Annotated in this window: 16 protein-coding genes and 9 pseudogenes; 6 read left to right on the forward strand and 19 right to left on the reverse strand. The window is 46.3% G+C overall.

What is annotated here, in order from left to right; genetic code table 11:
- Nucleotides 1–9: 9 nt before the first annotated feature.
- Entirely contained in the window at nt 10–402 is a 393-nt protein-coding gene (locus tag CGZ65_RS15005; protein ID WP_415906970.1) for a 5'-3' exonuclease, read from the reverse strand.
- 12 nt (nt 403–414) lie between these two features.
- Nucleotides 415–1,016, reverse strand: a pseudogene (locus tag CGZ65_RS15010) (5'-3' exonuclease); the annotation flags it as partial.
- A gap of 184 nt (nt 1,017–1,200) precedes the next feature.
- On the opposite strand from CGZ65_RS15010, the pseudogene CGZ65_RS01440 reads away from it, so the two are divergent.
- Nucleotides 1,201–1,747, forward strand: a pseudogene (locus tag CGZ65_RS01440) (carboxymuconolactone decarboxylase family protein).
- Between the two features lie 178 nt (nt 1,748–1,925).
- On the opposite strand, the pseudogene CGZ65_RS01445 reads toward CGZ65_RS01440, so the two are convergent.
- A pseudogene (locus tag CGZ65_RS01445) lies at nt 1,926–2,928 on the reverse strand (quinone-dependent dihydroorotate dehydrogenase).
- A gap of 205 nt (nt 2,929–3,133) precedes the next feature.
- Here CGZ65_RS01445 and CGZ65_RS01450 point away from each other — a divergent pair.
- On the forward strand, nt 3,134–3,838 hold the full coding sequence (locus tag CGZ65_RS01450; RefSeq protein WP_096294554.1) for a fumarylacetoacetate hydrolase family protein: 705 nt from the start codon (nt 3,134–3,136) through the stop codon (nt 3,836–3,838).
- 57 nt (nt 3,839–3,895) lie between these two features.
- On the opposite strand, the gene CGZ65_RS13605 is transcribed toward CGZ65_RS01450, so the two are convergent.
- The 16 genes and pseudogenes from CGZ65_RS13605 to tagD form a co-directional block, all read right to left on the reverse strand.
- Nucleotides 3,896–4,309, reverse strand: a complete 414-nt coding sequence (locus tag CGZ65_RS13605) for a tetratricopeptide repeat protein (RefSeq protein WP_232507477.1) — start codon at nt 4,307–4,309, stop codon at nt 3,896–3,898.
- On the reverse strand, nt 4,234–5,310 hold the full coding sequence (locus CGZ65_RS01455) for an SEL1-like repeat protein (protein WP_232507478.1): 1,077 nt from the start codon (nt 5,308–5,310) through the stop codon (nt 4,234–4,236). Before CGZ65_RS01455 ends, CGZ65_RS13605 begins: the two co-directional genes overlap by 76 nt.
- A gap of 143 nt (nt 5,311–5,453) precedes the next feature.
- Nucleotides 5,454–6,694 (reverse strand): annotated as a pseudogene (locus CGZ65_RS01460) (capsule biosynthesis protein).
- Nucleotides 6,695–6,864: 170 nt separating this feature from the next.
- Nucleotides 6,865–8,912, reverse strand: a pseudogene (locus CGZ65_RS01465) (capsular polysaccharide biosynthesis protein).
- Nucleotides 8,913–9,037: 125 nt separating this feature from the next.
- Nucleotides 9,038–9,577: a dTDP-4-dehydrorhamnose 3,5-epimerase gene (rfbC, locus tag CGZ65_RS01470; RefSeq protein WP_096294556.1), complete on the reverse strand. Its 540-nt coding sequence runs from the start codon at nt 9,575–9,577 to the stop codon at nt 9,038–9,040.
- A 260-nt stretch (nt 9,578–9,837) separates the two neighbouring features.
- A pseudogene (rfbA, locus tag CGZ65_RS01475) lies at nt 9,838–10,712 on the reverse strand (glucose-1-phosphate thymidylyltransferase RfbA).
- 214 nt (nt 10,713–10,926) lie between these two features.
- Nucleotides 10,927–11,986 (reverse strand): annotated as a pseudogene (rffG, locus tag CGZ65_RS01480) (dTDP-glucose 4,6-dehydratase).
- A gap of 114 nt (nt 11,987–12,100) precedes the next feature.
- A complete protein-coding gene (gene galE / locus CGZ65_RS01485) occupies nt 12,101–13,117 on the reverse strand; it encodes a UDP-glucose 4-epimerase GalE (protein ID WP_096294557.1) in 1,017 nt (338 codons plus the stop codon).
- 47 nt (nt 13,118–13,164) lie between these two features.
- Nucleotides 13,165–15,231: a tetratricopeptide repeat protein gene (locus CGZ65_RS01490; RefSeq protein WP_096294558.1), complete on the reverse strand. Its 2,067-nt coding sequence runs from the start codon at nt 15,229–15,231 to the stop codon at nt 13,165–13,167.
- Nucleotides 15,232–15,272: 41 nt separating this feature from the next.
- Nucleotides 15,273–16,010: a hypothetical protein gene (locus tag CGZ65_RS01495; RefSeq protein ID WP_096294559.1), complete on the reverse strand. Its 738-nt coding sequence runs from the start codon at nt 16,008–16,010 to the stop codon at nt 15,273–15,275.
- A gap of 77 nt (nt 16,011–16,087) precedes the next feature.
- A pseudogene (locus CGZ65_RS01500) lies at nt 16,088–17,127 on the reverse strand (glycosyltransferase family 2 protein).
- 11 nt (nt 17,128–17,138) lie between these two features.
- On the reverse strand, nt 17,139–17,426 hold the full coding sequence (locus CGZ65_RS13100) for a glycosyltransferase (RefSeq protein ID WP_198345314.1): 288 nt from the start codon (nt 17,424–17,426) through the stop codon (nt 17,139–17,141).
- A complete protein-coding gene (locus CGZ65_RS14515; protein WP_198345315.1) occupies nt 17,426–18,517 on the reverse strand; it encodes a CDP-glycerol glycerophosphotransferase family protein in 1,092 nt (363 codons plus the stop codon). Before CGZ65_RS14515 ends, CGZ65_RS13100 begins: the two co-directional genes overlap by 1 nt.
- The gene (locus tag CGZ65_RS14520; RefSeq protein ID WP_198345316.1) at nt 18,517–20,115 is read right to left on the reverse strand and encodes a CDP-glycerol glycerophosphotransferase family protein; all 1,599 of its coding nucleotides are present in this window, start codon (nt 20,113–20,115) and stop codon (nt 18,517–18,519) included. The genes CGZ65_RS14515 and CGZ65_RS14520 overlap by 1 nt, the downstream gene beginning before the upstream one ends.
- A gap of 7 nt (nt 20,116–20,122) precedes the next feature.
- Entirely contained in the window at nt 20,123–21,172 is a 1,050-nt protein-coding gene (locus tag CGZ65_RS01510; protein ID WP_198345317.1) for a capZB protein, read from the reverse strand.
- Nucleotides 21,173–21,393: 221 nt separating this feature from the next.
- The gene (gene tagD, locus CGZ65_RS01515; RefSeq protein WP_096296059.1) at nt 21,394–21,801 is read right to left on the reverse strand and encodes a glycerol-3-phosphate cytidylyltransferase; all 408 of its coding nucleotides are present in this window, start codon (nt 21,799–21,801) and stop codon (nt 21,394–21,396) included.
- Nucleotides 21,802–21,918: 117 nt separating this feature from the next.
- On the opposite strand from tagD, the pseudogene CGZ65_RS01520 reads away from it, so the two are divergent.
- The 4 genes and pseudogenes from CGZ65_RS01520 (at nt 21,919) to CGZ65_RS01535 (ending at nt 25,714) form a co-directional block, all read left to right on the forward strand.
- Nucleotides 21,919–23,090, forward strand: a pseudogene (locus CGZ65_RS01520) (polysaccharide biosynthesis/export family protein).
- Nucleotides 23,091–23,106: 16 nt separating this feature from the next.
- Complete coding sequence (locus tag CGZ65_RS01525) at nt 23,107–24,270, forward strand: capsule biosynthesis protein (protein WP_096294560.1); 1,164 nt, start codon at nt 23,107–23,109, stop codon at nt 24,268–24,270.
- On the forward strand, nt 24,270–25,067 hold the full coding sequence (locus CGZ65_RS01530) for an ABC transporter permease (protein ID WP_096294561.1): 798 nt from the start codon (nt 24,270–24,272) through the stop codon (nt 25,065–25,067). Before CGZ65_RS01525 ends, CGZ65_RS01530 begins: the two co-directional genes overlap by 1 nt.
- Nucleotides 25,064–25,714, forward strand: coding sequence for an ABC transporter ATP-binding protein (locus CGZ65_RS01535; protein WP_096294562.1), 651 nt, complete (start codon nt 25,064–25,066; stop codon nt 25,712–25,714). Before CGZ65_RS01530 ends, CGZ65_RS01535 begins: the two co-directional genes overlap by 4 nt.
- Nucleotide 25,715 lies beyond the last annotated feature (1 nt).

Below are 25,715 nucleotides of genomic sequence, written 5' to 3' on the forward strand. Positions count from 1 at the left end.
CCGCTTCTTTCAGCCAGGTGCGGAAGTTAAGGCGTTTGAATTCGACTGCCAATTGCGACCATTTCGGGTTTGGCGGCGCAGACTGTCGAGACCCTCTGAGAGCTCGCCGTGCAAATCCAAATCGGTTTTAATCGTGACCAATTCGTAAGACAAGGGCAGGTAGGGCAGGGCGGCTTGCAGGTTTTCGCCGACTTTGCCTTTGATGTCGGCCGCGTTGGCCATCACGCCTTCGAGCGAGCCGTATTGCGCCAGCCATTTGACGGCGGTTTTCGGGCCGCATTTTTCCACGCCCGGCACGTTATCGACTTTATCGCCCATCAGCGCCAGATAATCGCGGATTTGGTCGGGGCGTACGCCAAATTTGGCCATCACGCCTTTGCTGTCGAACGTTTCGCCGCTCATGGTGTTGACCAAGGTGACTTGCTCGTTGACCAACTGCGCCATGTCTTTGTCGCCGGTGGATACGATGACTTTCATGCCTGCGTCGCCGCCTTGTTGCGCCAATGTGCCAATCACGTCATCCGCTTCTACACCCGGAATCACCAGCACCGGCCACCCCATCAGCCGCACCAGTTCCGGCAGCATTTCCGCTTGCGGCGCAAATCATCGGGCATGGGCGGGCGGGCGGCTTTGTAGTCGGCAAACATGTCGTGGCGGAAGTTCTTGCCTTTGGCATCAAATACCACCGCGCAATAACCGTGGATATGGTCGGCGCGCAGGCGGCGCAGCATGTTCAACACGCCGTACACAGCGCCGGTGGGCGTGCCGTCAGGGGCGGTGAGCGGTGCCATCGCGTGGTAGGCGCGGTAGAGATAAGATGAGCCGTCGACTAACAGCAGGGTTTGGTTTGGTGACATGATAAAGCCTTTGCGAAGACAGCGCGTGATGACAGGCCGTCTGAAATCTAAGAAAATAAAGTGCATTATAAAGGAAAAGGCGGCTTTCTCTATATATCGCGGCCGTGGACTTGCAAATCCATAAAATAGCCGCCATACCTGAATCAAATGTCTGAACATAGTTTCAGACGGCCTACTAATCAATGAGTTAGCGGTGATAGCGATTTAATTTCAAGTAAAATCATACATCTGCTGCCGATATGGCTTTTTGTTTCAGGTAAAAACTTAGTGAGTGCTTTTGTTATTTCGGCGAATCAGGCAGCATGGCTCGTTTACTTTCATTGGGTTGGAAAAGGAAATCATCATGGCACGTTTGACCGTACACAATTTGGATACTGTTCCTGAAGCTGCGAAACCGCGCATGGAAGTGGTTTTGAAAAACAATGGCTTTATCCCGAACTTAATCGGTTTTGTCGAATGCCCCTGAGGCGTTGGCGTTTTATCAAGAAGCCGGCAAAATGAATGCCGCCAACAGCCTGACGGCAGGCGAAGTGGAAGTGGTGCAAATCATTGCCGCCAAAACCAACGAATGCGGCTTCTGCGCGGCGGGCCACACCAAATTGGCCACCCTGAAAAAACTGATGTCCGAGCAATCTATCCAAGCCGCACGTGCATTGGATGCGGATGCATTTGACGATAAGAAACTGTCTGCTTTGGCGGCGTTTACCCAAGCGGTGATGGCGAAAAAAGGCGTGGTAGCCGATGCCGAACTGCAAGCCTTCTTCGATGCCGGTTACAACCAGCAGCAAGCCGTTGAAGTGGTGATGGGCGTAGCTTTGGCAACTTTGTGCAACTATGTCAACAACTTGGCGCAAACCGACATCAACCCTGAATTGCAAGAGTTTGCATAACAGATTGTTGGTTTTATAGCGGATTTCATTACTTCAATACCAGGCAGCAAGCCGCAGACAGTGCAAGTAGTACGGCAAGACGCAGTAACGCCGTAGCGAAAGTTAAGTTAATCCGCTACAGATAAACAGAGGCCGTCTGAAATATTTCAGACGGCCTCTGTTTTGCCGCATATTGCGTTTAGCGAATCGCTGCCACACAATCTTTCACCAGTGCGGAACCCTGGTAGATTAAGCCGCTGTACACTTGTACGGCGGTGGCGCCCAAGCGGATTTTTTCGGCAGCGTCGCGGCCTTCCATGATGCCGCCGACACCGATAATCGGTAACGCGCCGTCGATGTGTTCAGCCAACAATTTCAGCACTTGGTTACTTTTCCCGCGCACCGGCAAACCGCTCAAGCCGCCTTGTTCTTTCGCTAAGGCGTGGTTGCCCAATGATGATTTGTCGATGGTGGTGTTGGTGGCGATGATGCCGTCCATTTGCACGCTTTTGACCACGTGGGCGATGTCTTCGATTTGCGCTTCGTCCAAATCAGGGGCGATTTTTACTGCCAGCGGCACATATTTGCCGTGTGCTGCGTGTAAATGCGCCTGCTTGTTTTTCAATGTTTCCAGCAAGGCGCTCAACTCGTCGCCGCCTTGTAAGGCACGCAGGTTTTTGGTGTTCGGCGAAGAAATATTAATGGCGATGTAATCGGCGTGGGCGTAGGCTTTTTCCAAACAAATCAGGTAATCATCGGCCGCATGTTCAATCGGGGTGGCGGCGTTTTTGCCGATATTGATGCCCAAAATGCCTTGGTAGCTGCTGGCTTCGATGTTGCGAATCATAGCATCGATGCCGTGGTTGTTGAAGCCCATGCGGTTGATAATGCCTTGGTGCTCGGGCACACGGAACAGGCGCGGTTGCGGATTGCCGGGTTGCGGCCGGGGGTGACGGTGCCGACTTCGAGAAAGCCGAAACCGAGCGCGCCGAACGCATCGATACATTCGCCGTTTTTATCCAAACCTGCCGCCAAGCCGACCGGATTGGGCAGATGCAGCCCCATCAGTTTGGTGGCTTTGCCATGGTTGTTGGCGAAGGGAATCAGGCCGAGTTTGTTGCAGATTTGCAGGCCTTTGATGGTCATATTGTGGGTGGTTTCGGATTGATTTTAAACAGAATGGAACGGGCAAGGGCGTACATGGGACAGGCTTTCTCAATAGTGGAAACAATGGCGGTATTTTACCTGAAAATCATGTAAAGGCCGTCTGAAACCGTTTGTAAGCTGACGACGGTCAAGCTTCAGACGGCCTGATGAACGCAACGTTTAAGCGAAAACGCACATCGGCTCAGACGAATCTGCTAAACTGTCGGCCAAATTGTCTTGATGAAAAACAAAGGAGAAATTATGTCATACGTTTTCGAGCCGGTTAAGACGGCTGCTTTGCCGGTAGCCGGCAGCAGCGACAAATATTCCGTGCGCCGCGTGTATTGCGTCGGCCGCAATTATGCCGAACATGCGCGTGAGATGGGTTCCGATCCTGACCGCGAACCGCCGTTTTTCTTTTGCAAACCAAACGACTGCCAATCAATCGTGCCGGTAGCGGCTAATGAAATCGTCGATTTGCCGTATCCGGGCTTAACGTCAAACTATCATTATGAAGTGGAATTGGTGGCGGCCATCGGCAGGGGTGGCCGGAATATCCGTGTGGAAGATGCCCAAGCACATATTTTTGGTTACGCCGTCGGCCTGGACATGACCCGCCGCGATTTGCAGGCGCAAATGCGTGAAACCGGCCGCCCGTGGGAAATTGGTAAAGCATTTGATTTTTCAGCGCCCATCGGGGAATTGCACCGCATCAGCGAAACCGGTGTACTTTCCGACGCAGCGATTGAATTGAGTGTCAACGGTGAAATCAAGCAAAGCAGCAACATCAATCACTTGACATGGAGCGTGGCGGAAACGATTGCCAAATTATCCGAATTGTTTGCCTTACAGCCGGGCGATTTGATTTTCACCGGTACCCCCGAAGGTGTGGGCGCGGTCGTGAAAGGCGATACCATCCGGGCGAAAGTCGAAGGCTTAACCAGCATTACTGTGTGCATTAAGTAAACATAGGGTTTCAATAAAACAGGCCGTCTGAAAGATAATTTTTTCAGACGGCCTGTTTTATTTTGAAGATGTCAAACCTGCTTCGCGCTGCCATTTGTCGAGCAAATACTGAAAGACCTGCGGGTTTTCATAGCCGTTCTCGATGGCGGCTTGCAGCCAAGTGCAGGCGATGGGCAGGTTGGCGACCACGCCTTGGCCGTAGTAATACAGGCGGGCAAGATGGTATTGCGCTTCGGCATGGCCTTGCTCGGCCGCTTGTTCAAACCAATAGGCGGCTTGGCGGTTGTCGGCTTTGACGCCTTGGCCGTGGTAATAAATAAGGCCTAGACCAAATGCAGCAGCGGCATGGCCTTGTGAGGCGGCTTGCACATACAGTTTGCGCGCTTCTACATAATTCACGGCCTGATTGCGGCGGCCTTGGTGGTGGGCGAGTGCGGTTTGATGAGCTTGCTCGGCTTCTTGGTGTTGCAAGGCGGCGGTTTTGATGCGGCCGTATTGCTCGGGTGGTGTAGTGCGGCATCGCTCAACAGCTTTTGATAGGCACTCAAGCTGCCGTGTTCAGCAGCTTCGCGGTAATAATGCTCGGCGGTTCGTGCATCGGCTTTGATGCCCAAGCCGTAGCGGTAAATATCGCCCATCAATTGTAGCGCTTCGGGGTGATGCGCGGCTGCGATTTTGGCGTGTTTGGCCGCTTGCAAGGGGTCGCGCTCGGTCAGTTGGCCGGTCAGATAATGGCGTGCCAAGGCGGTGCGCGCTTGTTGGTCGCCGTTATCGGCGGCGGTTTGATACCATTTCAAGGCATCGGCATGGTTTTGTTCGGCTAGAACATCGGCCAACAGGGTTTGCGCGGCGATAAAGCCGTTGTCAGCAGCAAAGCGCAGATGGTGGGCGGCCAGGGCGTTGTCGATGTTTGTGCCGAGGCCGTAGCGGTAGATTTTACCCAGTTGCCAATGGGCAACGTGCAGGCCTTGTTCGGCTGCCTGATGGTACAGTTCGCGCGCTTGGGCCAAATCAGGTTCGGCAGAAAAATGATGGTGCAACGCTAAAAAATATTGGCCGAACGGGTGGCCTTGTTCCGCTACCTGCTGCGCCCAATACACGGCTTGTGTCTCATGGCGGTCGGCATAATATTCGAGCAGGCTCAGTTGTGCAGCAAGCAGGCCGCTTTCGGCCAACCACGCATATTGCTGAATGTGGCGGTCAAACGAGGCGCCCATGCTTTCTCGGATGCGCAGCAGATTGTAGGTGGCGTAAGGATGTTTTTGTTCGGCAGCAATGTCGAGCCATGAGAGAATCCCCGGATAATCCGGCTGGGGCGCTTCCATCATGATCAGACTGATTTCAAACGCCGCATCCGCATGCCCTTGTTCCGCCGCTTGGCGCAGCAATGTCAAACCTTGTATGCTGTCCGGGCTTTTGGCCAACAACGCACAGGCTTGCTGATAAAGGGTTTCTGGGGTGGCGGCGCTCATGATGGATGGAATTATGCGTTAAGAGTAGGACATTATACTGTTTTTGGTAAAGTTTTGTTCATCACCGTGGCATGAATGTCAGGATTTAAGGATAAAAGGCTGTCTGAAAATAAATTTATTTTCAGACAGCCTTTGAGTAATCGTCAGCCTTCGGATTGAATGTCGGGAAAATTCACTTGGCTGTAAAAGCTGCCGTTGATTTGGGTAACGTTGATGTGGTACATGCGGTAGGCATGGAATAGCCGGCTATCCGGCGGCGTAGGATTGTTCCAAAAATCGGCCAGCTTGCCTTGACAGGTCATGCCGGGAATATCGTAATGCGCCCGCCCCAACACTTTGACAGGCATATTGTGAATCAAAGCCGATAAGCCGCTGGTACTGTTGATGGTCACCATGCCGATACCGTGGCGCAGGAAAACCGGTAAAGGAACATCATGCACATAGGTAATGCGGCCTTTGAGCTTGGGGTGTTTTTCACAAAGTGCTTGATGTCGAGGGCGTAGTCGATAAAACCGCGATCCATCGGGTGATGCTTGATGATGAGGTTTACATCATCAGGCGCATGGTTGGCAAATGAGGTTAATACATGCAATAAGAAGCTGCGTACTGTGGAGAAATCGCAGTGGATGCGCACTTGGCTGTCGTTGAATACTTGCAGTGGAACGACAAAAAACTTACCGAATTTCCCTGCTTCGATTTGTTTGGCAAAGTTGGCATCTTCAATCCAGTAATTCAGTCGTTTGAAAATGGAGATAGACCAAAGATTCAAATAGTGGCCGAGATTGGGGGCACGGTGATGGATATAATTCGGGTATTTTTTGCGATTGAGATTGGCTCGAATGTAATAACGCGTGGCATTTTTCGCCATAGGCATGAAGCCGCCGGGCACAGGTTTCGGGTCGTGATATTCCTGTTTCTCCAGCATAGGAAATCGGGCGTTAAAAAATTCCGCCGTGCGTGGAAGTGGGGAGTATGCATTGACCCCTGATTTTTCTAAGGTGATGAAAAAAGGGCGGAAATAGCCTTCTTCAAATACCCAAAATGTCACATTGTTTTGATTACAAATTTGACGCGCTAAAAAATGGTAAGGGCGCGTATCGCCAAAGCAGACCACAGCTTGAATGTCGTGTAGTGTAATGTAGTGTTGGAGGTGGGTTGGAAAGTCGTCGTAAGTGCCCAGATAGGGGGAAGTATGGGCGATGCTTTCAGGATAGAAATACTCATCGCCGGCATTAAAGTTGAATTTGTGAACGGTTTTTCCGTGGGTAGAGGTCAGCCATGAGGACAAGCGCTGAAAAAAAGCCCCGACAGGGCCTTGTAACAGCAAAATGCGATCGGCAGTCTCTACCAATTCATGAAGATGGCTTTTAAGAAAACAGTTCATTGTCGTAATGTATCAAATCGGTCGTAATATTATTATTGATTATGTAAGTAACTTGCCGTTTGACATCAAAGCAAGCCGTTTATCTAAGAATACGATGGTTTGAGTGTTAGGTAAAGTTTGAAGGCATTGAATATTATGACTAAAGAATAAAACAATGGGCGGTAAGTTAATTATCCCGATAGAGAACGGTATAATTGTTTGATTTTACCGATTTGCTTGCTTAACCAACTTTTATGTAGTCTGGTGTTGTTTTTTTGCAAAGATTTTTGTGTTTTCAGCACTTCGATGGCGGTGGCGGCATCAATCATGCGGCGTGTGTCCGGGTGGACATAGCCGGGATAGTAGATTAAGGTGCCGGCGATTAGCTCCCAGAGTTTCAGACAGCGTGTGCGGCGCGGGAGGGTTAAGCGGTCTTCGGTTAAGCCCCAGCCTGCGTAAAACGGCAGCCCGTAGCACACTACTTTTTTGCCGCGCAACAAAGCTTCAAATCCGGTCAGCGAGGTCATGGTGTGTACTTCAGCGGCGTATTGCAGGCAGGTGAGAATATCGGCTTCGGGTGCGGTTTGATCGGCATAGCGTGCCATATCTTCCGCACTGATGTGGCCTTTGCGGTTGCCACTGACTACGTCGGGATGCGGCTTGTAAATGATATAAGCGTCGGGATGGCGTTCGCGCACGGTACGGAGCAAATCCAGATTACGGTAAATTTCGGGCGAACCATGCCGGACAGACGCATCATCTTCCACCTGCCCCGGTACGAGAATCACGGTTTGGCAGGTGTCCGGTGGGGTAAACACCTGATTGCCGACATTGTATTTGCTGATGTGGTGTTCAGTCAGGGTATGTTGCAGCATGGAGGCCGTCTGAAAATCCTGTTCGCTGAAAGCTTGGTTTTGCAAGATATATTCCAAGCGTGACGGTGTTTCGGCATTGAAATAAATCCCCATATCGTCGGTAACCAAAGACAATGCCGGCACCAAGTTCGATCCCAAACCTACCGAGCGGATAAAACCGTCTTCCATCCGCAGCAAGGGCAAACCTCGACTTTGGGCAAAATCAATAATCGCCTGCCTGCCGTTGCCCCAAGCCAGCAGACGCGCATCGGCGGAAAAATCGATGTTTTCCAGTTTTTTGACCGATTTCACAAATTTCAGACGGCATGAAGGCACATTGAAAAAAGGCTTCATCACTGCCTGTTTCCATAACGACATTCCCACACAATACAATTCGCCCCGCAGCTTTTCATTCAAGCGGCGGGCAGCGGCCAGATAATCAATCACATCAAACAGCGTACCGGCCTTGCCTGTATTCGGATTAAGGTAGCGGCTGTATTGCAGGTAAGCTGCGGCAAACAGCTGCAACAGCGAGCGTGGCGCACGGCGTTTTTGTTCCGCCAGTTTGGCAATATCGGGATGACGGTCGTCACTTACACCCCAGCCGGCATACCACGGCAAACCGAAGGTCACCAAAGGCTGGCCGCACAATAGGGCTTCAAAGCCCATTTGCGAGGTCACACAATACACTTTGTCTACCTTTTGCAGCAGCGAAATCGGATTGATGTCTTCGGCCAACAGGCGCACACGCGGCTGCTGTGCCAAATCAGTAAGGTAACCCTGTTTCTTACCGGTCAATACATCGGGGTGGGTTTTGACCCAAATTTCCGCATCGGGATTTTCCACTAAGGCCGTCTGAAACATTTGATGGAACGTCGCTTTATCTGCCCCGCCATATCGAACCGCCATATCGCCGAAGGTTTGATCAATCACCAAAACAATATTTTTGTCCGCCTGCACAAGGCCGTCTGAAAAATCCGGTGCATGGTTGTATTTAGACAAACGGTGCGCCAAAATCAAATCGATAGCCTGCTGCGCTTGGGCAAGCATTTCAGACGGCGTATCTGCGGCCAAAATCAACTGTTCCAAACGTGAAGGGCTGGTTGTGTCGTAATAAATGCCGATATCGTCGTACACCAGAGAAAACGGCGGATAACCGGCCACGCCTAAGCCCAGTGAGCGCAAAAAGCCGTCTTCCAATGCCACAAACAGTAAGCCGTGTGATTGTGCAAAAGCACGTGTTTTATGGGTGGTCGGGCGTAGGCCCCAACCGATAACCGTTTCCGTATGTTGGCTTCTTTTTGAATGGTGTACTCAGGCAGAAAATCCGTAAGATTGGGAATCTTACGGATGCCGCAGGATGGGATGTAAGCGTTTTTTGCCATATGGATTTTTTCTTGGGGAGATGAAAAGGTTTCAGACGGCCTGATCAGCATAAAACCGTTGGAACACTATTCTACCGAAAAAACAAAGGCGGGTGCATCCCCGCCTTGATTCATGGTGTTATTGCTTAGAACGTTACCGCTTCGGCGAGTACCTTACCCGCCAAATCCTTGGCCGATAAACTTGGTGCACCCAATAAGGGCCAATCGATTCCGACAGTAGCATCATTCCAAATCAAAGAATGTTCTGCATTCGGGTTGTAATAATCGGTGCATTTATAGACAAATTCCGCCTCATCGCTCAACACATAAAAGCCGTGGGCAAAACCTTCCGGCACCCATAATTGGCGTTTGTTGTCTGCCGATAAAATCTCGCCGGCCCAGTGGCCGAACGTAGGGCTGTTGCGGCGCATATCCACGGCGACATCAAAGACTTCACCCGATACCACACGCACCAGTTTGCCTTGGGTGTTTTCGGTTTGATAGTGTAAACCGCGTAACACGCCTTGGGTGGATTTACTGTGGTTTTCCTGCACAAAAGTGCGGTCGGCCACATTTTGGCGGAACCATTCATCGCGGAAGGTTTCCATAAAAAAACCGCGCTCGTCACCAAAAACTTTGGGTTCGAGCAGTTTGACATCGGGGATACGGGTGTCGATGATATTCATCATATTTTCCTAAAAACTAAAAAAGCGTTTCAGACGGCCTCAAAATTGGTAAAACAGCTTGAGACCTTTGAAAACTCCTTCAAAGCCAGCACATACAAAACCGACGTCATTCCCGCGCAGGCGGGAATCCATTTTTCAGCATAGCCAGCTGTTGAAAAAATAGGTTTCTTAGATGTCTCAATGGATTCCCGCCTGCGCGGGAATGACGGCCTTTAGGGTTTTTATTGGTTGTTCATGAGTTTTACAAAGGTCTCGGCTTGTTAATCTTTGCCAACCAAGCGCAATAAATATTGGCCATATTCGTTTTTACACATTGGCATCGCTAAGGTTCTGACTTCTTCACTGCTTAACCAGCCATTACGCCAAGCAATTTCTTCCAAACACGCTACTTGTAAGTTCTGAATGTTTTCAATGGTTTCTACAAATGCAGCCGCTTCCAGCAGACTGGCGTGTGTGCCGGTGTCAAGCCAAGCGAAACCGCGGCCGAGCAGTTGGACATTGAGAGAGCCGTCGTCCAAATACATTTGATTTAAGGTGGTGATTTCCAATTCGCCGCGTTCAGACGGCCTTACTTGCTTGGCAAACTCCACCACGCGGTTATCGTAGAAATAGAGGCCGGTGACCGCCCAATCAGATTTAGGTTGTTTGGGTTTTTCTTCAATTGACAGGGCTTTGAAATTATCGTCAAACTCAACCACACCGAAACGTTCAGGATCTTTTACTTGGTAGCCGAACACGGCAGCGCCTTTGGTTTTGACAAATTCCGCAGCTTCCTTGAGCGATTGGCTGAAATGCTGGCCGTAGAAGATATTGTCGCCCAATACCAAGCATACCGAATCACCGCCGATGAATTTTTCACCAATTAAAAATGCCTGTGCCAAACCGTCGGGGCTGGGTTGGATGGCGTAGGAAATTTGAATACCGAAATCGCTGCCGTCACCGAGCAGACGGCGGAAAGCATCGTTGTCTTCCGGTGTGGTAATGACCAACACATCACGGATTCCGGCCAACATCAACACCGACAAGGGTAATAAATCATCGGTTTGTTATATACCGGCAGCAATTGCTTCGATACGCCGCGGGTAATCGGGTAAAGGCGGGTACCGCTGCCGCCTGCAAGAATAATGCCTTTCATCAGCCTGCTTTCCTTATGTAGTTTGTGTTCAGACGGCCTTAATGCCGTCTGAACGTGTTTTTTTATTTAAGGCCTTTGCAAAGCCCCGGATTTGAGTACGGTTCGAAGTTAGAACAGCACAGAAAGCGCAGACCTATCATCAAGACAGGCAAGATTTCGGGCAGCACCTAACGGAGAAATGCGCCAAAGATGGAGGGTTTGCAAAGGTTTCTATTTAATTGCCTAAGCGTTCACGGTTGTAGCTGCCGTCTAACACGTGCGACCACCAAGTTTTATTGTTTAAATACCATTCCACTGTTTTGCGAATGCCGCTTTCAAAAGTTTCCTTCGGCTGCCAACCCAACTCACGGCCGATTTTGGCGGCATCAATCGCATAGCGCACATCATGGCCGGGGCGGTCTTTCACATAAGTAATCAAATCTTCATAACGCGCTACACCTTGCGGTTTGTTCGGCACCAATTCTTCCAACAGGGTGCAAATGGTGCGCACCACTTCGATATTGGCTTTTTCATTGTGCCCCCGATATTGTACGTTTCGCCGATTTCACCTTCTGTGACCACTTGATACAGCGCACGCGCATGATCTTCGACATAGAGCCAATCGCGAATCTGCATACCGTCGCCATACACCGGCAGCGGTTTGCCATCAAGCGCATTCAGAATCATCAGCGGAATCAGTTTTTCAGGGAAATGATAAGGGCCGTAGTTGTTGGAACAATTGGTTACGATGGTTGGCAGACCGTAAGTGCGCAGCCATGCGCGCACCAAATGGTCGCTGGAGGCTTTTGAAGCCGAATAAGGGCTGGAAGGGCGTAGGGCGTGGTTTCGGTGAACAAATCATCCGTGCCGTGCAAATCGCCATACACTTCATCAGTCGAAATATGATGGAAACGGAAAGCCGCTTTTTTTTCAGACGGCATATTCTGCCAATACGCGCGCGCTGCTTCCAAAAGCGTATAAGTGCCCACAATATTGGTTTCGATAAATGCCGCAGGACCATCAATGCTGCGGTCGACATGGCTTTCTGCCGCCAAGTGCATCACCGCATCAGGCTGATGTTCGGCAAATACACGGTTCAGCGCCGCGCGGTCGCAAATATCGACTTGCTCAAACGCATAGCACGGATGATGGGACACAGGTTCCAGCGATTCCAGATTACCCGCATAAGTGAGTTTGTCCACATTCACCACTGCATCTTGCGTGTCGTTGATAATATGGCGCACAACCGCCGAACCGATAAAACCGGCGCCGCCGGTGACAAGGATTTTTTTCATGATCGAGACAATTAAAATATTGTGATAGATAAGTAATAATATACTGATTATCTTATTTTATCAAAAATTAACAAAGGCCGTCTGAAACTTCAGACAGTCTCTCAATGGAATGGCTTAATCATCATAGCCATTCGGATTATTACTCACCCAGCGCCATGAATCTTCCATCATTTGGGTTAAACCAAATTGCGCTTTCCAGCCGATTTGCGATTCAGTAAACGCAGGATCGGCAAAGCAAACGGCAATATCACCATCGCGGCGCGGGTTGATTTGATAAGGAATATCCAAGCCGGAAGCTGCTTCAAAAGCCTTAACCATATCCAAAACAGAATAACCGTTGCCCGTGCCCAAATTATAAATATGTACGCCTGATTCTTTTGCTTTAGCTTGCATGGCCTTCAAATGACCACCGGCCAAATCAACCACATGGATATAATCGCGTACGCCCGTGCCGTCGGGTGTAGGATAGTCATCGCCGAATACCGACAAATAAGGCAGCTTGCCTGAAGCCACTTGGCAGATATAAGGCAGCAGATTATTTGGAATACCATTAGGGTATTCACCAATCAAACCACTTTTGTGCGCACCAGCCGGATTAAAATAACGCAGTAAAATCACACTCCAGCGTGGATCCGATTTTTGAATGTCGGCCAAAATCCGCTCGACCATATATTTGGACGTGCCGTAAGGATTGGTGGTACCGCCGACGGACATATCTTCCGTAATCGGTGTACGTGCCGGGTCGCCGTAAACGGTAGCCGACGAGCTGAACACGATGCTGAACACGCCTGCCTTAGCCATTTCTTCGGCCAAAATCAGGCTGCCCGATACGTTGTAATCGTAATATTTCATCGGCAGTACATTGCTTTCACCCACTGCTTTTAAGCCGGCAAAATGCATCACCGTTTCAATTTTGTGTTCGGCAAAAATCTTTTGCAGCATGGCACGGTCGCGGATATCGCCTTGGTAAAAAGTGATATCTTTACCGGTAATTTCTTTTAAGCGCGGCAGAATCTTGGCACTGGAGTTGCACAGATTATCGAGAATCACGACATCGTAGTCTGCTTCAATTAGTGAAACGGCAGTGTGCGAGCCGATAAAGCCGGTGCCCCCTGTGATGAGAATGGTCATTGTTTTTCCTTGTTACAATTTTAGGTTATGCCGTCTGAACTGCTTAACTACATAAAATCTTGGTATTTATCAGTTAAATGTTGCAATATGGAGTTATTTACTTTTTTACCTTGCTGATACAAATCGGTTTTTCTAAAAGTATTGTTCCAAACGTGCATGGCATACATATTATTGGATAAATTACGCTCATCGAAGTTTTGATCTAGAAGCATTCTTCTCGTCTGTATGGCGTTTAAGCCATAAAAGTAATAATAAGGTTTGGCAAACTTATCCAAGTTGAAATAAAGCAAGGCTTTCGTTAAACCTGTGGGGCCGCTTGATTCACCCCAAAGCGTATGTTCGCGGCCCAAACCTTTTTCAATGCGTTTCTGTTTTCGTTCAATATCCTGCACCGTATCCCAAGGTAAAATCTGATTAGGGTTTTGGCTCATAAACTCCATCAACTCCACCAAATGATGATGGGCGGGAAATTTCAATACCGCATTGGCTACAGCATGGCCTTCATAGCCGAATACATAATCTTCTTTCGTAAAATCAAACGGTTTTAAGCAGATTTCATCCATATCCACCCAGTAGCCGCTCTTCATGGCAATCATTTTCCATCTGAACCAATCTGAGAAGTGGGCGGGTGAACCGTGTGAATAGAAAATATCTTTTTCGGGCAAGATCTCATTGCCGTCTTTAACAATCACGCCTTTGGGGATATTTTTCAAATCCTGGTAAGTATATAAATGCACTTCGTGGCCGTGATACAGGTAAGATGCCAAACACAGTTGCTGGACGATGCCCAAGTCCTTGCCAATCCATAAAGACTGGATAGTGTCTTTTACGATAGGTGAGCTATTTTCCGTATCAAATTGTTTTTTATCTAAATAATCAAACCAAGAAGAGAATCTGAGCGCATCAATCTCTGCCAGTTTTGAGCGGCCGGACACAAACAGATCTTTGGCTTCTTTGTTCAGATTTTGCGACAGTTTTTCATGAATTAAGATATTCAAAGGTTTATTGTCGGTTGTGCTATTTCTTAATGCTGCTGTTACGGTATTTTCGGATTTAATCCATTTTTCCCTATATAAATTCCAATACTTAATTGTTTCATCATAGTTATTAAGGCATTGGCTGATTTTTGCCAATTGCGCCAATGAAGCATATGGTGAGTTGCTGCTTGGGTTGGGCAGGTTCTGTTTATGATAGGCCAAAACATCTTCGTATAAGCCCAAGCTTTGTTTTAAATAAATAACATGATGCTCATTGTTTTTATCCTTGCCAAATCTGTTGCAGTAGGTTTCGTAATAAGGATAAGCCGTATCAAAATCAAAATTTTGACACATCGTTACTGCCAAATATCTATGTGCCAGCTCAAGATCCGGGAATTTATCGGCAAATTCATGACCATACTGAATAGCTTTATCTATCTGATTATCTCCCTTTAAACTGGTAATTTGTAAGGCATAAGATACCGGCAAATTTGGGAATGCCTGAAACAGTTTTTCTGCAAATATGGCTGCTGATTTCCAATCCTGCTCGTATTGATAGACATTAACCAATCCCTCCAATCCCCGATGGCTTTTTGGGGATAATTTTTGCAGCATTTTAAATTCATTTCTTGCTTCTTCGTAGAGAGACAGGTTTTTATAAGCATGACCAGCCCACCAATAGCTGTGCCATAAATCTGGAAAACGCTCTCTGAATTTATAGGACCTTGAAATTACTTCTTCCCAACGGCCTTGTTGCTGGGCGACATTAACCATACCTTCCAAGCCGTGGTGCAGATGTGGCAGCTTTTCAGTCATTAATTGAAATTGTGCTTCTGCTTTATCATATTGTTTTAGATTTTTATAAGCTTGTCCCGCCCACCAATATCCTTGCCACATATCGGGCTTCATTTTTTGCAATTGAATGGAATATGCAGCGGCCTTTTCCCAATTCTTTTGCTGGTTGGCAAGTTCTGCCAAACGTTGTATTTCTCTAGAGTCTTTCGAGAAATCTTCTGTCATTGATTGAATTGGTTTCCCGGTATTTATCAGTATGCAAGCATTGCGGTTTTCTACCTTTAATTGTTTATCCAACTTTTCAGTAAAGATTTTGTTGCCGTATGCCAGCGAGACATACAAGTCATAAATTCCTAGTTCGAACTGGTAGGTTTCAATGCCTTTTAGCCCAGTGTGGCAAAATAACTGGCATTATAATCACTTGTCGGGTTTCCGATTTTGAATCCGAGATTGTTTTTGCGCACTTGTCCCAGCTCAAACACATATTGGCGTTGGGTGATTAGTTTTTGGGCAATTAGATAATACTTGCCTTGTGTAAAGTTGCTTAATGGTGCATCAGGAACGATAAACTCGCCTTCAACATGAAAAACCGTACCCTTGGTCCAAGAGTTTTCTATACTGATATGGCTGTTTGCCGGCGCATTGCTGCCGAAAATGTCTTTTTTTGCAAGGTAAACTTTGCCGCTCTCTTCAAATAAGCGGCATTCGAAAAAATCATCCGCCGTATGCTTGTCCAAATTCACGCTTGCCATTACCAAACCGGTGTAGTTGCGGACATTTTTATCGGGCGAAACGGAAATTTGGATTTCATAAATGCCGTCGTTTAAGAAACCGATATCGATGCCTTTAAAACCTATGGTTGCCGTACCGGCTGCCGTATAGTTGTAATTTTTGCCATTGTGAGGTTGGTTTGCCAATTCACGTTTGGGCACTGTTCCCAGTTCAAATTCTGCTTCACAGTCATTGAGTAAGTTTCTGAATTTGATATGTTTGTGCAAATAGCGATAGTCAGGAGCATCATAGCCTTGTAAATAGGCAAGTCCTTCGATAAAGAAAATAGTTTTAGCTATCCAGATTTTCTCAATTTTATTGATCGGAATGTGCTTGGTTGGGAAATTCATAGTAAAACCTCAGTTAAATATTTTTTAATGAGTAAAACGGTTGTGTCGGTTGGCAGGCCTTGTTTTTCAGACGGCCATTAAATCCGTTGTTTAATTTTCAGTTCATCTTGAAAGGTTTGTGACAAAATCTGTGCGGTATACATAAATTTTTCTTTGTTACCTGCGACTAATGCATCCAAACAAGCCCGGATCAGGCTGTTGGTTACCAAACGTGTGTAAATATATTTTTTGTGCTTTTGAATAAAGTCTAAGGCCGTCTGAAAAATTTCTTCTTTTTCGTCTTCGTTATAAAACACAAATTCACGCAGATAAATCAGTAAATCATGGTTCATATAAAATGCGATTTGATAGGCTTTGCGTAGTTCCGGAATATATTGCCACAAGCTATTGATGGCAGCCATGCGTCCTTGAAAATTACTCACGGATTTGGTTGTGGTGATGGTGGTTTGGCTGCCGTAAATCAGCCAGACATACACGCGGGTGTCAATCAGGCCGATACGGCCGAGTTTGGAATAAAGCTTGGCGGTGAAAAGTTTGTCTTCGTATAAGCCGGGCTCAAAATAGAGAACCAAGTCTTTAAGCATTTGCACTTTATAGAGCTTGTTGGTGGACAAGGTGTCATCAAACAGGGAAAGGCGGTTGGCGAATGTGCTGATTTTTGGGGCTTTATACAAACTGCGAAACCATTCGCTTTCCATACCGCTTTCAAAATCTTTGCGCACGGTTACGCCCGACACACAGTCGAGCTGGTGCTTTTCGGCATAGGCCAATAATTTTCCTAGTGCGTCGGGGCAGATCAGATCGTCTGAATCCAAAAAGAAAATATATTCGCCTTTGGCATGGCGGATGCCGAAATTGCGTGTCAGCCCAAGCCTTCGTTATCTTTATAAAAATAACGGAAGCGCGGGTCGTTGAATTCTTTTACGATGTCTTCCACCGTTACGGTGTGGCCGTCATCAACAATCATTACGTCGAGATTGGTGTATTGCGACGCTTGAATAGACTTTAGTGTTGCCGGTAGGGTGGTACGCGAGTTGTAGCAAGGCACGAGTATGGAAATAGTGGGCGATTTGCCGGTTTTTTTGGTTTTTCTTAAGAATTTATCAAGAAAGCTCATGTTGTTTTCCCTTATGTGTTTGTTTCGGTATCAAGCTGGCTGATCAATTTGTCCCACTGGGTGAATACGCTGGCGTTAGAGAAAGATTCAAACGTAGCTTGAATTGCGCTTGCTGATAAAGTATCGGTTTGGTTGAGTGCATCCACAACGGCGGGATAATCGCCATAAGCCGTAAGAAAACCTGTTTCGCCGTGTTTGATAATTTCTTTGGCGGCGGTAAACGAATCAAAGGCAATCACGGGGCGGCCGTGTGCATAGGCTTCCAATACCACAAGCGGAAAGCCTTCCGATTTGCTCATCAAGAGCAGGGAATCGTTATCGCTGAAGATTTTTCTTTGTTGCTTTCAAAACCGTGCAGTTTGAGCACATTTTGCAGGCCGTTATTTTTTAAGGCCGTCTGAAACTCATCTTTTAATGCGCCATCGCCATAAATATTGATAACGATACCGGCATTTTGTTTGATGATTTCTTTGCCCAAATCAATCATGCTGAAAATATTTTTGTCTTCGTCGAGCCGGCTGATAACGGCGGTGTGCAAGGGATTTTGCGGAGCAAGCGCTCGGTATTGCGCATCGATGGAGTTGTGTATGTAATCCAGTTTGTTTTGCACTTCTTTCTCTAAATGCGGGCGCAGCAAATCCACCGACGATTGGGTGAGCAACAGCAGACGGCGGTAGTTGTAAAGTTTGCCTTCATTGAGCCAGCCTAGGTGCGGACCGTACATTTCACGGGAGACAATGTCTTTAACGTCGCCGTGGAACATCAATACGGATTTTGCATTTTCCAGATATTTTTGGAAATGCAGATGGGCGGAAAATTGCAAAGAGATCACAATGCCGTCTGTATTCTGCAAAATATTGGCGCACGCCCCGTTGAGATATTGTGCCGATAATTTGAAATCAATGTAGGGGCTTTGCAGTTGATGGAATTCGCTGTTGGTTTCGGCAAACTCGCGGATGGCGATAACAAAAATACGGGCGTTGTATTTTTGTTTGTAGTGTTTCGCCATGTTTTGCAAAAAGCTATGCACGCCGCCGATTTGGTTTAACTCGTTTACCAAGAAAATGATGTCTTTGCTGTGGCGGTGCGTCGGGTCAAATGCCAACGCTTCTACAATGCGTTGGGTGGATTGCCCGTCTTCCAAAGGATAGAACGTATCGGTAATTTTGTGGTTATCGCCGCTTAAACCTTGCCAATCAAGCTGATACAGAGCCTCTTCGCTTTTGATGATTTGTTTGGCAGGCAAATAGTAACTAAAGTTAAAATACACGCCGCGCTGATTCATATAATCTTCATAATCATATTGAAACAAAACAATCGGTTTATGAAGCAGGGCAAAGTCCAGCACCAATGATGAATAATCGCTGATCAGAATATCGGCAATTTTCATTAAGTCGGCAATATCGAATAGGCGGTGCAGTCGATTACATCATCGTATTTTTTGTTCAGATGATTCAGATAGTGCAGTTTTGTGATGATAACGTATTCATTATTCAGGCTTTCAAGCAGGGTTTGCGGGTTAAACGGCAACGCCATGACACCGGCCTTGCGGAAAGTCGGTGCATAGAAAATGATTTTTTTGTTGTGCGGAATGCCCAGCGATGTTTTTAAGAATGTTGAGCCGATGTTTTCGTGTAAGGCGAAATCCAGGCTGTATTGCTTGAGCTGTGCCCAATCCAACGCGCACAAAGCATCTTCGTTATCAGCGGTAAACGGGCGGCGGTGCAGAATCTGCAATTCTTGATAACGTTGTGCGTGATCTTTTGCAAATATTTCATGATCGTAATGGAACAAGGCCACCGGGCGGTTGTATTGGTCGAAAGTGTAAATCAACGGGTTGTAGTCGCTGATGAGAATATCGGCAAGCAACAAAGCGTCGCTGTTATTTAAATCGGCGGTGTAATACACGCCGGCCGGCGGATTGCCGGGGATGGTATTGGTTTGGGAAGCCAATAAAACCAGCAGGCAATAATAATAATCGCTGCCAAAGGTAGCCAACAGGCGCGCGGCGTCAAATGGCAATACCATTTCGCCAGCCTTACGGAATTCAGGCGCATAGAGAATGATTTTGGCGTGTTCGGGCAGGCTGATGCGTTCACGCAATCGTTTCAGGCGGTCTTGATTATCTTCTTGGCGGAACAGTTTGTCGGTTTTGGCACAACCCAATTGTAAGATTTTCCCGTCGTAACGCATGGCGCCGCGCAAGAACACATCGGTATAAAAATCCGACATGGAAATCATGCAGTCATAGGCGAGGTTGTAGCGGATGGCTGTTGCCAGATGTTTGATATCCAAATCGGCAAACATTTTCTTGTAGGGAATACCGTGCCACACCGAAATCCAAGTGTTGGTGTCGGTGATGCGGTAGCCGTAATTCATTGTGCCGGCATCAATCACATAATCAGCAGTAAATTTCAAAAACTCACCGAATGATGAGCCGTTTTTTACCAACGTGTGTGTGCTGCGGTAAACAATATCCTCGCTTAAATGGCGGATGATAATGTAGATGTTGAAATCGTTTTTGTAGTATTCAATGAATGAGTCAATATCCGCCATAACACGGTAATTATAATCAGACGGAATAAGCAGTAGTTTTTTCTTCAGTGTAATACCTAACGAACGGGTTTCACCACTTTGGTTAATACGAGGTACGGTAATTGGTTGGGTAGTTGCCAAAACTGATGAAGCATGATGTGTTTTGCTATTAAGTTGACGATTACATTGCTGCAGTTGGATTTGCCATTGTTGGTTATAAGGCGCAAGAGTAATCGCTTTACTCAGGTAAAATTGTGCTTCGTGGAGATTGCCAAGTTTTAAGTGGCATAAGCCTAGTTTGAAGGTATTTTGGGCGTGTTGAGGCTCAATATCGTAAACACTTTGAAAAATTTCCAAAGCTTGTTGCCATTTTTTTTTGCGGTAAAATATCAAGCCTTTGCGATAGCCGGCCGGTGCGGTAATGTGATAGTAGGAGTTTTTTAAAAATTTCATAAGATATTCAATCCAAATGTTCGCCGTATTCGCGCAACACGCTTAAATAGCGTTCAGGCGGCCTTTTACCTGTATGTAGGGAAAAGGTAATTTTTTTATACAAATAAATCAAAAATTCATCTTGTGAGATGATTTCCATGTTGGGTGTATCTAATGCACTATCAAATGATAATTGCGGTGTGCGCCAATCTCCATAATTTTCAGTAAGATATAGATCGTAATCAGCGGGAATTAGATAATGGCCATTTAAAAATGGCCGGCTAGTTAACTCAAAAGGCGAGTTATGCCATTTGCTTTTTCCGCCTGCGTGCCAATAATCATTTTCTTCACGGTAATGGATGAAAATATCGATCGTAATGCCGTTCACATGGCGAATAACTAAAATATCAGGGCTATAAATAGGTAAAACATAAAAACAGCCACTGCTATAAATTTTATTAGCTAATCCGCTAACTGAATGGGTTTCCCAAATACCTATGTCAATGTCTTTATCATGTCCTAGTAATTTACCTTCACGGATGCAGCCGAGTAAAGTTCCGCTGATAAGAAAGAAATCAATCTGGTGAAGATCAAAAAAATTTTTCAAATCACTGAGCGCCTGTGCTGCTTTTTTATCACTATATTGGCGAGAAGTAGGAGGCTTTGCTGGTTGGGTAGGAGGATTTTGGCAAAGAAGACAATATTGTTTTCGCCAAAAATTTAAAACAAAAGTTGTCTGTTGGGCACGTGTTGCAGCAGTAGATAAATGACAGGATAAATCATAAGAAAGGGGCTTTTTGCCGTAATGATTATGTGCATTCACAAATAATTCGTAAAAACGATCAAAATCAGCTTTTGTTTCTACTAGGTTAGACAAATATTGCCATGTTTTGCCACGTTGACTCTGTTGAAGAAATTTTTTTAATAAATCAAAAGCTTCCTCTTTTTGATTATTTCTATATTTAATTTCTGACAGCAGGTACAGGCCTTCTGCATGGCATGGATACGCTTGGCAAAACCGGAGTACATGATGTTCGGCTTTATCAAGCTTATTTTGTAAAAATAAGCTTTGGGCCAAATATAAATCACCAACATTTATTCCTTGAGCAATCAGTTTTGGGCATTTTTACGGATATTCCCATGTAAAGGTATGCTGAAATCTTTATGAATGAAATAAAGGTATAAATACCACTTACACGGTATGCGCATGCCTTTGGTGTGTCGGAAAATATTCAATATGATTTTTATTAATGCATATTGCCGGAGATAATTAGTTAAGGAGTAGAATAAAGACATATTTCAAAAGCCGGAATCAGCTATTTTGCCGGATAGAGCTTCTTTTGTTTGCGTGGTAGAAATACCTTCTGTACGAGGTAGGTATACTACTTCACAGTAATCTTTAAGAAAGTCAAATTTTCCAGCCCAGTCATCACCCATGACAAAAATATCAATATTGTTTTCCTGTACATCTTTGATTTTTTGTTCCCAAGATGTTTCAGGGATGACTTTATCGACATATTGAATAGCATTGACGATAAAGGCTCGCTCTGTATAAGGATAAGCGCACACCTTGCCTTTACCTAAATTGAACTCATCAGTAGAGATGGCGACAGTTAAGTGATCGCCTAGAGCTTTTGCTCGCGCTAAAAGGCGAATATGACCATGATGGAGTAAATCGAATGTGCCGTAAGTTAATACTTTTTTCATTTTTTTTGTTGTCCCGGTAATTAATAGTTTGTTGTTGTATCTATAATAATGGATTACAAACCCAAGTAGATAACATATAATTAGCCAAAACATAATTCTAGTTGATTAGGTTATATTATGGAAGTAAAACAAATATCTTCTTTCATCATTTGTGGTTTGTTGTTTGTTATGGTGACGGCATGCAGCAGTATTCCTTCATCAGGCCCAAGTGCAAAAAAAGTTATCTCGTTAGGCCAACAGTCTGAAACTCAAATTCCTGAAGTGGAGTTGATTGATGTCAATCATGAGGTGGCACAATCGTTGTATAAGGCTCAGGTGAGTCAGTCATTCACTCAGTTTGGTGACGGCTATGCTTCGGCCGGTACGCTGAACGTTGGTGATGTATTGGATATTATGATTTGGGAAGCACCGCCGGCTGTTTTGTTTGGCGGTGGTATTTCGTCGATGGGTTCGGGCAGTGCGCAGCAGACCAAACTGCCGGAGCAGTTGGTCACGGCGCGTGGTACGGTTTCTGTGCCGTTTGTTGGAGATATTTCGGTGGTCGGTAAAACACCGGGACAAGTTCAGGAAATCATCAAAGGCCGTCTGAAAAAAATGGCGAACCAGCCGCAAGTGATGGTGCGTTTGGTGCAGAACAATGCGGCGAATGTGTCGGTTATCCGTGCGGGGAATAGTGTGCGTATGCCGTTGACGGCAGCCGGTGAGCGTGTGTTGGATGCGGTGGCTGCTGTGGGCGGCTCGACGGCAAATGTGCAGGATACCAATGTACAGCTGACACGCGGCAATGTGGTGCGGACTGTTGCCTTGGAAGATTTAGTTGCCAATCCGCGACAGAATATTTTGCTGCGCCGTGGTGATGTGGTGACGATGATTACGAATCCTAATAGCTTTACGTCTATGGGGGCGGTAGGTCGTACGCAGCAAATTAATTTCTCGGTTAAGGGTTTGTCTTTGGCTGAGGCGGTAGGCCGTATGGGTGGTTTGCAAGACCGGCGTTCTGATGCGCGTGGCGTGTTCGTGTTTCGTTATACGCCGTTGGTGGAGTTGCCGGCTGAGCGGCAGGATAAGTGGATTGCACAAGGCTATGGCAGTGAGGCGGAGATTCCGACGGTTTACCGGGTGAATATGGCTGATGCCAATTCTTTATTTTCTATGCAGCGTTTCCCGTGAAAAATAAAGATGTATTGTATGTATCGAATGCACCTTTGGCTGAAGTGCAGAAATTCTTGTCGTTTGTGTTCTCGCCGGTTATGAGTGGTGCGAACAGTATCAATAATTTAACTAATTAATGTGGGAATAAGTAAGATGTCTGAGCAGCTTCCTGTGGCGGTTGTCGCTGAAACTAAAACCGAGAATAAGAAGCCAAAGAAAAAGGGGTGGTTGAAAAAAGTAAGCCCTTTATTTTGGGTGACGGTGATTATTCCTACTGCGATTTCGTTGGTGTATTTTGGTTTCTTTTCTTCCGAACGCTTTACTTCGCAATCGAGCTTTGTAGTGCGTTCGCCGAAAAGCCAATCTTCGTTGAATGGTTTGGGTGCAATCTTGCAGGGCACAGGTTTTTCCCGTGCTCAGGATGATATTTATACGGTGCAAGAATATATGCGTTCCCGCTCGTCTTTGGACGAGCTGCGCAAAACTTTGCCGGTTCGTGAATTTTACGAAACCAAGGGAGATGTGTTCAGCCGATTCAATGGCTTTGGACTGCGTGGTGAGGAAGAGGCTTTTTATCAATATTATAAAAATAAGCTGAATATCAATTTTGATGCGGTTTCAGGTATTTCCACGTTAAATGTAACGTCATTTGATGCGCTTGAGTCTAAAAAAATCAATGAGGCTTTGTTGAAACAGGGTGAAGCCTTAATTAATCAGCTGAATGATCGGGCGCGCTCTGATACGGTACGCTATGCGGAAGAAGTGGTCAAAACGGCTGAGGAACGCGTGAAGGAGACTTCTCAGAATCTGACTGATTACCGTATTTCAAATGGTGTTTTTGATTTGAAAGCACAATCAGAAGTGCAGATGGGTTTGGTGTCTAAGTTGCAAGATGAGTTGATTGTGATCCAAACCCAGCTTGACCAGGTGAAAGCGGTTACACCGGAAAATCCGCAAATTCCAGGTTTGCAAGCCCGTGAAAAAAGTTTGCGTAAGGAAATTGCCCAGCAATTAAGGGCAATTTCGGGTGGTGGGCGGTCTTCATTGTCAAATCAAGCCGCAGATTATCAGCGTGTATATTTAGAAAATCAGTTGGCAGAGCAGCAATTGACCGCTGCTATGACCTCTTTGGAGAGTGCCAAGGCTGAGGCTGACCGACAGCAGCTTTATTTGGAAGTAATCTCGCAACCGAGTCTGCCGGATTTGGCGCATGAACCTAAACGTTTATACAACATTGTCGCCACTCTGATTATCGGTTTGATGGCTTATGGTATTTTGAGCCTGTTGACTGCCAGCATTCGTGAGCATAAAAACTAATGAAAGCGTTGCATAAAACATCATTTTTGGAATCTTTGGCGATTCAAAGGCGTGTGATTGGCGCACTTTTGATGCGGGAGATCATCACCCGCTACGGTCGCAACAATATCGGCTTTTTATGGTTGTTTGTCGAACCGTTGCTGATGACATTGTTTATTGTCTTGATGTGGAAATTTTTAAGGGCAGAACAATATTCGACTTTAAATATTGTGGCATTTGCGATTACCGGCTATCCGATGATGATGATGTGGCGTAATGCCTCTAATCGGGCAATAGGTGCTATTTCTTCAAATGCCAGCTTGCTTTATCACCGTAATGTCCGGGTGCTCGATACCATCTTGGCGCGCATGATTTTGGAAATTGCCGGTGCAACCATTGCGCAAATTGTGATTATGGCCGTATTGATTGCTATCCGTTGGATTGAAATGCCGGCTGATATTTTCTATATGCTGGTGGCTTGGCTATTGATGGCGTTTTTTGCCATCGGCTTGGGTTTGGTGATTTGTTCGATTGCCTTCAATTTCGAGCCATTCGGTAAAATTTGGGGAACATTGAGCTTTGTTATGATGCCGTTATCGGGCGCATTCTTTTTTATCCATAATTTACCACAACAAGTGCAAGAATATGCATTAATGATACCGATGATGCATGGTACAGAAATGTTTCGTGCGGGATACTTTGGCAGTGATGTGATTACCTATGAAAATTCCTGGTATATCGTTTTGTGCAATTTGGTCTTGTTGCTGCTTGGCTTGGCCATGGTCAGTAAATTCAGTAAAGGGGTCGAGCCACAATGATTTCGGTTGAACATGTTTCCAAGCAGTATCAGATGCGTGGTGGTATGCGGACTGTATTGGACGATATTAACTTTTCACTGCAAAAAGGTGAGAAAATCGGTATTTTGGGCCGAAACGGTGCCGGCAAATCGACTCTGATCCGTTTGATTAGCGGTGTCGAGCCGCCAACTTCGGGCGAAATCAAGCGAACCATGAGCATTTCTTGGCCGCTGGCGTTTTCCGGTGCCTTCCAAGGAAGCCTGACCGGGATGGATAATCTGCGTTTTATCTGCCGGATTTATAATGTCGATATCGATTATGTGAAAGTGTTTACGGAAGAATTTTCGGAGCTGGGGCAATATTTGTATGAGCCGGTGAAACGCTATTCTTCAGGTATGAAAGCGCGTTTGGCTTTTGCGCTGTCGTTGGCGGTGGAGTTTGACTGTTACCTGATTGACGAAGTGATTGCGGTGGGCGACTCACGTTTTGCAGCTAAATGTAAATATGAGCTGTTTGAAAAACGCCAAGACCGTTCGATTATTTTGGTGTCGCACAGTCACAGCGCGATGAAACAGTATTGTGATAATGCCATGGTATTGGAAGCGGGGAAGTTGTACCAATTTGATAATATGGATGAAGCTTATCAATATTATAATGCTTCGGTATGAT

Source organism: Neisseria weixii (genome assembly GCF_002327085.1).
Classification (GTDB): domain Bacteria; phylum Pseudomonadota; class Gammaproteobacteria; order Burkholderiales; family Neisseriaceae; genus Neisseria; species Neisseria weixii.

What these genes read in the sequence shown, in the direction of transcription:
- CGZ65_RS15005 (WP_415906970.1), bottom strand. Translation starts at nt 402, where the DNA reads ATGAGCGGCGAAACGTTCGACAGCAAAGGCGTGATGGCCAAATTTGGC.
- CGZ65_RS01450 (WP_096294554.1), top strand. Translation starts at nt 3,134, where the DNA reads ATGTCATACGTTTTCGAGCCGGTTAAGACGGCTGCTTTGCCGGTAGCC.
- CGZ65_RS01455 (WP_232507478.1), bottom strand. Translation starts at nt 5,310, where the DNA reads ATGAGCGCCGCCACCCCAGAAACCCTTTATCAGCAAGCCTGTGCGTTG.
- rfbC (WP_096294556.1), bottom strand. Translation starts at nt 9,577, where the DNA reads ATGAATATCATCGACACCCGTATCCCCGATGTCAAACTGCTCGAACCC.
- galE (WP_096294557.1), bottom strand. Translation starts at nt 13,117, where the DNA reads ATGACCATTCTCATCACAGGGGGCACCGGCTTTATCGGCTCGCACACT.
- CGZ65_RS01495 (WP_096294559.1), bottom strand. Translation starts at nt 16,010, where the DNA reads ATGAATTTCCCAACCAAGCACATTCCGATCAATAAAATTGAGAAAATC.
- CGZ65_RS13100 (WP_198345314.1), bottom strand. Translation starts at nt 17,426, where the DNA reads ATGAGCAAATCGGAAGGCTTTCCGCTTGTGGTATTGGAAGCCTATGCA.
- CGZ65_RS14515 (WP_198345315.1), bottom strand. Translation starts at nt 18,517, where the DNA reads ATGAAAATTGCCGATATTCTGATCAGCGATTATTCATCATTGGTGCTG.
- CGZ65_RS14520 (WP_198345316.1), bottom strand. Translation starts at nt 20,115, where the DNA reads ATGAAATTTTTAAAAAACTCCTACTATCACATTACCGCACCGGCCGGC.
- tagD (WP_096296059.1), bottom strand. Translation starts at nt 21,801, where the DNA reads ATGAAAAAAGTATTAACTTACGGCACATTCGATTTACTCCATCATGGT.
- CGZ65_RS01525 (WP_096294560.1), top strand. Translation starts at nt 23,107, where the DNA reads ATGTCTGAGCAGCTTCCTGTGGCGGTTGTCGCTGAAACTAAAACCGAG.
- CGZ65_RS01530 (WP_096294561.1), top strand. Translation starts at nt 24,270, where the DNA reads ATGAAAGCGTTGCATAAAACATCATTTTTGGAATCTTTGGCGATTCAA.
- CGZ65_RS01535 (WP_096294562.1), top strand. Translation starts at nt 25,064, where the DNA reads ATGATTTCGGTTGAACATGTTTCCAAGCAGTATCAGATGCGTGGTGGT.